At 70.7% G+C, this 8,738-nt stretch carries 8 protein-coding genes and 1 other RNA gene; 2 read left to right on the top strand and 7 right to left on the bottom strand.

The features are described from left to right. Positions 1–2: 2 nt before the first annotated feature. From ssrA to ACFDTC_RS14725, 4 genes are all read right to left on the bottom strand, one after another. Positions 3–355, bottom strand: a transfer-messenger RNA (tmRNA) gene (gene ssrA / locus ACFDTC_RS14740). A 12-nt stretch (positions 356–367) separates the two neighbouring features. Beyond that, entirely contained in the window at positions 368–811 is a 444-nt protein-coding gene (locus ACFDTC_RS14735) for a DsrE family protein (RefSeq protein WP_375259646.1), read from the bottom strand. Between the two features lie 84 nt (positions 812–895). Then, positions 896–1,252, bottom strand: coding sequence for a DUF4345 family protein (locus ACFDTC_RS14730; protein ID WP_375259645.1), 357 nt, complete (start codon positions 1,250–1,252; stop codon positions 896–898). Positions 1,253–1,349: 97 nt separating this feature from the next. Then, positions 1,350–3,731 carry a Tex family protein gene (locus ACFDTC_RS14725; protein WP_375259644.1) on the bottom strand — a complete coding sequence of 794 codons (2,382 nt, stop codon included), beginning with the start codon at positions 3,729–3,731 and terminating at the stop codon, positions 1,350–1,352. A gap of 120 nt (positions 3,732–3,851) precedes the next feature. Between ACFDTC_RS14725 and ACFDTC_RS14720 the strand changes: the two genes are divergently transcribed. Together ACFDTC_RS14720 and ACFDTC_RS14715 are read left to right on the top strand one after the other, a co-directional pair. Continuing rightward, complete coding sequence (locus ACFDTC_RS14720; RefSeq protein WP_375259643.1) at positions 3,852–4,199, top strand: hypothetical protein; 348 nt, start codon at positions 3,852–3,854, stop codon at positions 4,197–4,199. Continuing rightward, entirely contained in the window at positions 4,196–5,728 is a 1,533-nt protein-coding gene (locus tag ACFDTC_RS14715; protein ID WP_375259642.1) for a methyl-accepting chemotaxis protein, read from the top strand. The genes ACFDTC_RS14720 and ACFDTC_RS14715 overlap by 4 nt, the downstream gene beginning before the upstream one ends. Positions 5,729–5,762: 34 nt before the next feature. Here the strand turns inward: ACFDTC_RS14715 and ACFDTC_RS14710 are convergent, their stop codons facing one another. The 3 genes from ACFDTC_RS14710 to ACFDTC_RS14700 form a co-directional block, all read right to left on the bottom strand. Next, complete coding sequence (locus ACFDTC_RS14710) at positions 5,763–6,968, bottom strand: MFS transporter (protein ID WP_375259641.1); 1,206 nt, start codon at positions 6,966–6,968, stop codon at positions 5,763–5,765. A 66-nt stretch (positions 6,969–7,034) separates the two neighbouring features. After that, on the bottom strand, positions 7,035–7,694 hold the full coding sequence (locus ACFDTC_RS14705) for a DsbA family oxidoreductase (protein WP_375259640.1): 660 nt from the start codon (positions 7,692–7,694) through the stop codon (positions 7,035–7,037). 78 nt (positions 7,695–7,772) lie between these two features. Continuing rightward, the coding region (locus ACFDTC_RS14700) for a class I adenylate-forming enzyme family protein (protein WP_375259639.1) at positions 7,773–8,738 on the bottom strand (966 nt) is incomplete at its 5' end.

Genomic DNA, 8,738 nt, shown 5'->3' with positions numbered 1-8,738 from the left:
AAAGTGCAGGCTTCTGTTGCCAGGTGCCTGCGAACCCCGCCTTGAGCTGCTAGGCCCAAGGACTTCAGGTTTCGGTCAAGTTACCGCTTACGCGGCAACTGCGACCGGAGCATGATTGTCGTTGGCAATTATGCTTTACGGACCGATAACGGTGGTACCTCACCGGGACAAAGCCACGTCTTTACACGTTCGTCGATCCTATTTCGGCCCCATGTCCCGCCAACGCCGGGAGATCTGGTGGAGCCGCCGGGTACCGCCCCCGGGTCCGATCCGCTTATTTCACGCGCGTTTATGCCCATAGTCCCGTTGCCGGGACACGCTGAACATAGCGTTGCGCCGCGGCGTGTTCAAGACGGGACGCGCGCGCTCAGGGCTTGATGTAGGTATAGCCGTCCTGCTGCAGCTTGCTCAGCTCGGCCACGCCCGACGGCACGACGTCCTCGTCCCAGGCGTCGTAGAGATCGTCGAGCGCGATGTCGCGGCCCTCGAGCGTGTTGGCGCAGATCAGGAAGCGGACGTTCTGGCTTTTGAGCCCGCCGATGCGGGTCTGCAGGCCGTCGTCGTCATTGGCGGCCATCAGCAGCCCCAGCCCGTCGCCGTGCATCACGACGGCGATTTCGATGTTTTCCGCGCCGACCGCGTTGATGTGGTTCTGCACGTTGCCCATCGCCGAGCGGTAGGAGGTGCCGGACATCCCGTCGAAGTTGATGTGGTAGACGGCCTTCTGCTGGCCGTAGGAATCGTCCTGGGCGGCCAGTGGCCCCGCGAGCAGCAGGAAGGCGGCGGCGATCAGTGTCAGCAGACGTGTCATGGTGGTCTCCTCCGGATGCGATGATGCGCCGATCCTAGCACGCCGCGCGCGGTTGTGCAGGCCGGAAGGAAAACGGCTGCGCGGTCAGGCGGGCCAGTTGGTCCAGATGAGCCAGACCGCCGGGATCGCCTCGAACGCGAACCACGCAAGCGCCTTGGGCTGCGGCGGCTTGTCCACGATCATCGAGATCGCGCGCCCGGTCGAGGCACCCGCATAGGCCACGCCCAGCATCGCGTAGGCCCAGGGCGCGCCGGTGAAGAGACACACCGCGCCCACGGCGACGAACAGGCCCCCGGCCGAGGCGCGGATCTCGCTCAGACCCATCGTGCTGTCGGTGGGCGTCATGTCGAGGACGCCGGCGGTGTAGCGCGGAGCCACGAAGCCGAAGAGGCCGAAGCCGATGGTCAGCAGCGCGATGAGCGGGTCGATGAGGTCGAGCATGGGGTGCCTTTCGTCGTGTGCGGCAAAGCTAGCGTGACGATGCCGCGCGTCCACGACCGCGCGGCCCGGGCGCGCTCGCCTGCCAATCGACAGCGCCCTAGCGCCGCCGCATCGCCTCGCGCAGCTTGTCGCCCAACGCACCAGTCCCGTCGGTCGATCCCGTGTCAGGCCCGCCCCCCGGCTTGCCGCCCTTGCCCGATGGGCCGGCGGGGCCGCCGCGGGGGCCGCCCTGCCGCGGCGCGGCCTTCGCGGCATCCGCCTGCCCGCCGCCCTCGCGCCGCGCCGAGGCGCCGCCGTCCTTGCGCATGCTCAGCCCGATCCGCTTGCGCGCGACGTCCACCTCGGTGACCGAGACCTGCACCACGTCGCCGGCCTTCACCACCTCGTGCGGGTCCTTCACGAACCGGTCGGCAAGCTGGCTGACATGGACCAGCCCGTCCTGATGCACGCCGATATCGACGAAGGCGCCGAAGGCCGCGACGTTGGTCACCGTGCCCTCCAGCCGCATGCCAGGCTTCAGGTCGCGGATATCCTCGACCCCTTCGGCGAAGGTCGCCGTCTTGAAGGCGGGTCGCGGGTCGCGGCCGGGCTTTTCCAGCTCGGCCAGGATGTCGCGCACGGTGGGCAGGCCGGTGCGGTCGTCGGTGAAGCGCGCGGGGTCCAGCCCGCGCAGCGCGCCGCCGTCGCCCATCACCGCGCGCAGGTCGCGGCCGCAGGCCTGCACGATCCGGCGGGCCACGTCGTAGCTTTCGGGGTGGACGCCCGAGGCATCGAGCGGCTCGGCCCCGTCGCGGATGCGCAGGAAGCCGGCAGCCTGCTCGAACGCCTTCGGACCCAGCCCGGCCACCTTCAGCAGTGCCTTGCGCGACGGGTAGGCGCCTTCGGCATCGCGATGCGCGACGACCGCCTCGGCCAGCTTCGGCCCCAGCCCGGCGACCCGCGCCAGCAGCGGTGCCGAGGCGGTGTTGAGGTCCACGCCAACCGCGTTCACCGCATCCTCGACCACCGCGTCCAGCGCCTGCGCCAGCCGCTTCTGGTCGACGTCGTGCTGGTACTGGCCCACCCCGATCGAGCGCGGCTCGATCTTCACCAGCTCGGCCAGCGGGTCCTGCAGGCGCCGCGCGATCGACACCGCGCCGCGCAAGCTCACGTCGAGATCGGGGAATTCCCGCGCCGCCAGTTCCGAGGCCGAGTAGACCGAGGCGCCGGCCTCGGACACCACGACCTTGACCGGGCGTTTCGCCGCCGGGACCTTGTCCAGCGCCTCGGCGACCAGACGCTCGGTCTCGCGGCTGGCGGTGCCGTTGCCGATCGCCACCAGCGCCACGCCGTGCCGTTCGACCAGCGCGCCGATCGCGGCCACGGCTCCGTTGAGGTCGTTCTTCGGCTGGAACGGGTACAGCGTCGCCGTCTCGACCACCTTGCCGGTGGCGTCGACCACCGCGGCCTTCACGCCGGTGCGGATCCCGGGATCGAGGCCCAGCGTCGCCTTCGTGCCCGCGGGGGCGGCCAGCAGCAGGTCCTTGAGGTTGCGGGCGAAGACCTTGATCGCCTCTTCGTGTGCGCGGCGGCGCATCTCGGTCAGCAGGTCCACGTACATCGACAGGCTCAGCTTGACCCGCCAGGTCCAGGCGCAGGCCTCGCGCAGCCAAACGTCGCCCGCGCCATCGCCGTCGGTCTTCAGCGTGGCCGCGATCATCGCCACGGCGCGCGCCGCACCGGTCTCGGGCTCGGGCGCGATCTCGATGGTCACGATCTCCTCGTTCGCGGCGCGCAGGATCGCCAGTGCCCGGTGGCCGGGGATCGCCGACCACTTCTCGGAGTGGTCGAAGTAGTCGCGGAACTTGGCGCCGGCCTCTTCCTTGCCGGGTTGCACGCGCGCGATGACCAGCGCCTCGGCGCGCATGAAGTCGCGCAGACGGCCCAGCAGGGCGGCGTCCTCGGACAGGCGTTCGGACAGGATGTCGCGCGCGCCGGCCAGCGCGGCCTTGGCGTCGGGCACCGCGTCCGACAGGTACTTGCCCGCCAGGGCCTGCGGATCGGCCCGACGGTCGGTCAGGATTGTCTCGAGCAGCGGCTCGAGCCCGTTCTCCCGCGCGATCATCGCCTTGGTCCGGCGCTTGGGCTTGTAGGGCAGGTACAGGTCTTCGAGCGTGGCCTTCGTGTCGGCCTGCACGATGGCGCGCTCGAGGTCCGGCGTCAGTTTCCCCTGCTCGCGCACCGCGCCCAGGATCGCCGCGCGGCGGCTTTCCAGTTCGCGCAGGTAGCCCAGCCGGTCGGCCAGCAGGCGCAACTGCGTGTCGTCCAGCCCGCCGGTCGCCTCCTTGCGGTAGCGCGCGACGAACGGAACCGTCGCGCCGCCGTCCAGCAAGGCCACGGCAGCGCTGACTTGGTTGGGACGGGCGGCGATGTCGGTGGCGATGCGGGCGTGGATGCGCTGCTCGGCGGGCGCGGCGTCGCGGGGGGCATTCTGGCTCACGAGAGTCTCCGGACCGGTGTGGAGGCCCTTGATAGGGTGGCGACAATTGAAACGAAAGAGGGGTTGGCGCGCGGTGTTCCGGAAACGAGTTGGCAAGGAATCTGGTGCACTGCTTTGCGGATGAACGATTTTTCGATCCCTGCGCCCGCCACGGGCCGCGTGCTGGCCGGCTGGGTGATCCTGCTGGGCCTCGTCGCGACGATCGCGGCCTCGGGCCTGGTCGCGCTGCGCGGGGACGACGCGGTCGCGGGCGCCCCGGTGCTGGTGATCGCGGCGCCCTGGGGGCAGGGCGCGGCGGCGATCGTGACCGGCGCGGGGGGCAGGCCGCTGGGGCCAGTCTCGGCCGCGTTCGGGACATTGGCGACTTTTGACGGAGCGATCCCGGTCGCCGACCTGCGCGCCCTGGGCGCGTGGGCGGTGCGCGACGGGACGTCCATTGCCTCTATTTGCGGAGTGAATTTGACATGAAAATCGGCTCCTTCCTGCGCGGCGTGACGCCGACGGGCATCGTCGTCTTCGTCGCCTGTGCGTTGGCGGTTCTCAACATCGGCTCCGACCTGTTCCACGGCCATGCGCTGATGTTCGGGCTGGCCTCGGTCGTCGTCGCCGGCGCGGCGGTCCTCGCGGCGCGGTTCAGGTCGTGGTTGACCGACTACGTGCTGGCGCTGACGCTGGTGGCGCAATCGGCGATCTTCACCGCGATGTTCACCGGCCACGCCTGGCAGATCGACACGCACATGCTGTACTTCCTGGTGCTGGCCTGCGTGTCGGTGCTGGGCCGGGTCGGCCCGCTGCTGGTCGCCTGCGGCGTAATCGCAGTGCACCATGCGGGGCTGTCGCTGCTGGTGCCGGCGCTGGTCTATCCCTCCGTCACGCTGGTCGAGAACCTGTTGCGCACCGGGCTGCACGGGGTGCTTGTCGTGCTCGAGACCGGCGCGCTGGCGCTGTCGATCGCGCAGCGCAACACCATGGCCGCACGCGCCGACGCGGCGACGATCGCGGCAACCGAGGAATCGCGCCGGGCCCAGGCCGCGCGGGACGAGGCACAGCGCCGCGCCGACGAGACCGAGGCGGCCGTGACCGTCCTGCGCAAGCACATGGCGCGCTTGGCCGACCGCGATCTCGACTGCTCGATCGAGAAGGCGCTGCCGGCCGGGTTCGCCGATCTCGGGCACGACTTCAACCGCGCCGTCAGCCAGCTGAGCGAGGCGATCGGCAGCGCCCAATCCATGGCCCAGGGCTTTGCCCGCGAGGCCGAGGCGCTGCAATCGGTGACCGGCTCTCTCTCGACACGCTCGGAGGAACAGGCGCTGGCGCTTTCCGAGGTCAATGCCGGCATCGGCGCGGTCTCCGAACGCCTGACCGCGTCGGCCGCGCAGGCGGATGACGCGGCGGTCGCAGCAAACCGCACCCGGTCCGAGGCCGAGGAGGGCGGGGCCGTGACCGACCGCGCCATCGCGGCGATGAACCTGATCGAAAGCAGCACCTCGGAAGTCGCCAAGATCATGGACCTGATCGACGACATCGCCTTCCAGACCAACCTGCTGTCGCTCAACGCGGGAGTCGAGGCCGCCCGGGCCGGCGAATCCGGCCGCGGCTTCGCGGTCGTTGCCAGCGAAGTGCGCGGGCTGGCCCAGCGTACCGCCGAAGCCGCCAGCGGCGTGAAGGAACTGATCGCCAAAAGCGCCAATCACGTCTCGGACGGTGCCGCGCTGGTGAACGAGACCGGAGACCGGCTGTCGCGCATCGTCGACCAGGTCAAGGCGGTCTCGGGCATGATCGAGACGATCCGCGACGGCAGCCAGGCGCAGGCCACGGACATCTCGAGCCTGTCGCACACGGTGGCCGATCTCGACGGACGCACCCAGGCCACTGCCGGCCAGAGCGAGGAACTGGCCGCGATGGGCATGCGCCTGCGCGCCGATGCCGAGGAACTGGCGCACTCGATGGCCGCGTTCCGGCAACTCGAAGACGCGCGCCGGCAGAACGCCGCGTGACGACCGTCACGCGGGCGCGCGTCGGCGCCCGCGGTCAGACCGGCTGCGCCGCGTCCCGTCCCTGCAACCGCAGCATCAGCCACAGCGCCAGCGCGGCGTAGAGCGCGACCCCCAGCGCCAGCGGCAGCGGCGTGCCGTCGAAGGCCAATGTCACCGGCACGGCGAAGACCACCGCCAGTACCGTCGCCGCCGCGCTCGTGACCGACGCGGCGGTGCCGGCGATGTGGCCCATCGGCTCGAGCGCCAGCGCGTTGAGGTTGCCGATGGTCAGGCCGGCCTGAAAGAACAGCGACGCCTGCCAGACCACGAAGCAGGCGAACAGCGCAGGCTCGGGCAGGCCCGCCAGCAGCACGCAGACCATCGTGCCGCTCAGCACGACCTGCACGCCAAGCATCGCGGTGATCAGCAGTCGCATCCCCAGCCGCATCACCAGCGCCGCGTTCAGCACGCTGGCCGAGGACGCGACGATGGCGATGCCGCCGAACCACAGCGGAAAGCTCTCGGCCCGGCCGAAGGCGGCGTAGATCGGCTGCACGCTGGACAGCACCGCGAACAGCATGCCGAAGCTCAGCGCCTGCACGATCAGGGTGACCCGCACCACCGGGTGGCGCAGCACTTCGACCGTCGCGTCGCGCAATGCAGAGGCTCGAAACGGGCGCCGCTCGGCCCTGGGCAGCGTTTCGGGCAGGCGCAGGACCAGCCACAGCGCGGCGATCCCGGCGAAGACCACGAACGCCCAGAAGATCGCCCGCCAGCCGCCCACGCCCAGCAGCACCGCGCCGAGGCTGGGCGCGAAGGCCGGCACCAGCGTGAACACCATCATCACGAAGGACATGATCCGCGCCATGCCGCGCCCGGAATAGAGATCGCGCACGATGGCCAGCGCCACCACCCGTGGCCCCGCGGCACCCAGGCCCTGCAGCGTGCGGGCGACCAGCAGCGCGGTCAGGCTTTCGGTCTGCGTCGCAGCCCAGGCCGAGCCCGCGTATAGCGCGGCACCCGCCAGGATCACCGGCTTGCGCCCCAGCGCATCCGAGAGCGGCCCGGTGAAGAACGTACCCACGCCCATGCCCAGCACGAAGGTTGTCACCACCAGCTGCGCCGAGGCCAGATCGCCGGGCGCGAGATCCGCCGCGATGGCGGGCAGGGCCGGCAGCATCGCATCGAGCGAGAAGGCGATGGTGGCGAAGAGCATCGCGATCAGCGCGATGAATTCGAGGCGCGAGAGGGAGCGGGGCATCAGGCGTTCCGGGCTGTTACCCCCGGCCCCTAGCACCGCCCGCCGGAACAGGGAAGGCGCGCGCCGTCATACCGGCGTTGCATCGCCCCCGCGCTGGTCCATGCCGCGCAGTTCTTCGATCACTTTCGCCCAAAGCTCGGGCGGCTGTGCGCCGGGCACGGCATGCGTCTGCGCGACGATGAAGGTGGGCACCGCATTGATGCCCATGCCGCGCGCGGCGGCGTCGCGTTCGACGATTTCGCGGCGGTCCTCTTCGGTGGCCAGCAGGCGCAGGACCACGCTGGCATCCATCCCGCAGGCATCGGCGATGTCGGCCAGCACGTCGTGCGAGCCGATGTCGCGCCCTTCGGCGAAATACGCGCGGAACAGGGCCGAGACGACGGCGGTTTGCGCGCCCTCCAGCTCTGCCCAGTGGATCAGGCGATGCGCATCGATCGACGATGGCGTCCGCTCGATCGCCTCGAAGTCGATGGGCAGGCCCGCGGCCTCGGCAGCCTCGGCGATCGGGGTGTAGGCGCGCAGCGCGCCCTGCTTGCCGCCGAACTTCTGCTCGAGATAGGCGCGGCGGTCCATGCCCTCGCGCGGCATGTCGGGGTTGAGCATGAAAGGCAGCCAGCGGACGCGGAACGGATGGTCCGGATGGTCCGCCAGCGCGCGGTCGAGATGCGCCTTGCCGATATAGCACCACGGGCAGATCGGGTCGGAGAAGATGTCGAGCTGGGTCATGTCGGTCCTTTCGCGTCGCTGGGCCGCCCTGCCACCTGTGCCACGGCGCGGCGCGAATGGCCAGCGGCCGGCCGGTGCTCAGGCGCGGGGCGCATCGGCCAGCGCCGAACGGACGAGCTTGCCGTTGGCGCTGCGCGGCAGCGCGGCCAGCCGGATCCAGGCGCGCGGCTGCTTGTAGCGCGCCAGCCGGTCTGCTGCAGCCGCCGCCAGCGCGTCCGTGTCCAGCGGCGCGGACGAGACGCAGAAGGCCGCGATCACGCGCACGCCCTCCTTCACGGCGATGTCGGTCACCGCGATCTCGTCGAGGCCGGGCAGGTCCGCCAGCGCGGCCTCGACCTCGAGCGGCGAGACGCGGTAGCCGCCCGCGTTCATCATGTCGTCGGTGCGGCCGACGTACTCGATCTGCCCGTCGGCCCGCATCACACCGCGATCGCCGGTGACGAACCAGTCGCCGCGCATCCGCGCCGCGGTCTCGTCCGGCGCATCGACGTAACCGAGCATCAGTCCCGGATCGCTCCGGTGGATCGCGATGGTGCCGGCCGTGCCGCGCGGCACCGGCGCGCCGTGCTCGTCCAACACTGCGACGCGACGCCCGGCCTGCGGCGCGCCGAGGCAGCCATCGGCTGCGGGACGCCCCGGCGCCGACGACACGAAGGTCGAACATTCCGTCATGCCGAAGGCCTCGTGCACCGGTGTCCCGGTCGCGTCCTGCCATGTCGCGCGCAGCTTTTCGGACAGTTTCTCGCCCGCGGCGAGGCCGTGGCGCAGTTTCGGCAAGGCCGGCACGGGCGCCTGCAGCACCTTGCGGAACACGCCGGGCGCGGCGGCGAACAGCGTCGCCTCGTAGCGCTTCATCAGCAGCGGCAATTGCGCCGGATCGGTGCCCGCGCGCGGGATCAGCGCGGTGGCGCCGACGCTCCACGGGTCGAGCAGTCCGGTCCCGAGCGTGAAAGTCCAGTTGAACGCGCCCGCGTGCAGCATCCGGTCGGTGTCGCGCAGGTCGTACCAGTCGCGGTGCATCATCCGCCGCGCCCAGATCGCGCG

Source organism: Citreimonas sp. (assembly GCF_042096055.1).
In the GTDB taxonomy this organism is placed as follows: domain Bacteria; phylum Pseudomonadota; class Alphaproteobacteria; order Rhodobacterales; family Rhodobacteraceae; genus Citreimonas.
This window is presented reverse-complemented; position numbering and strand designations above follow the sequence as displayed.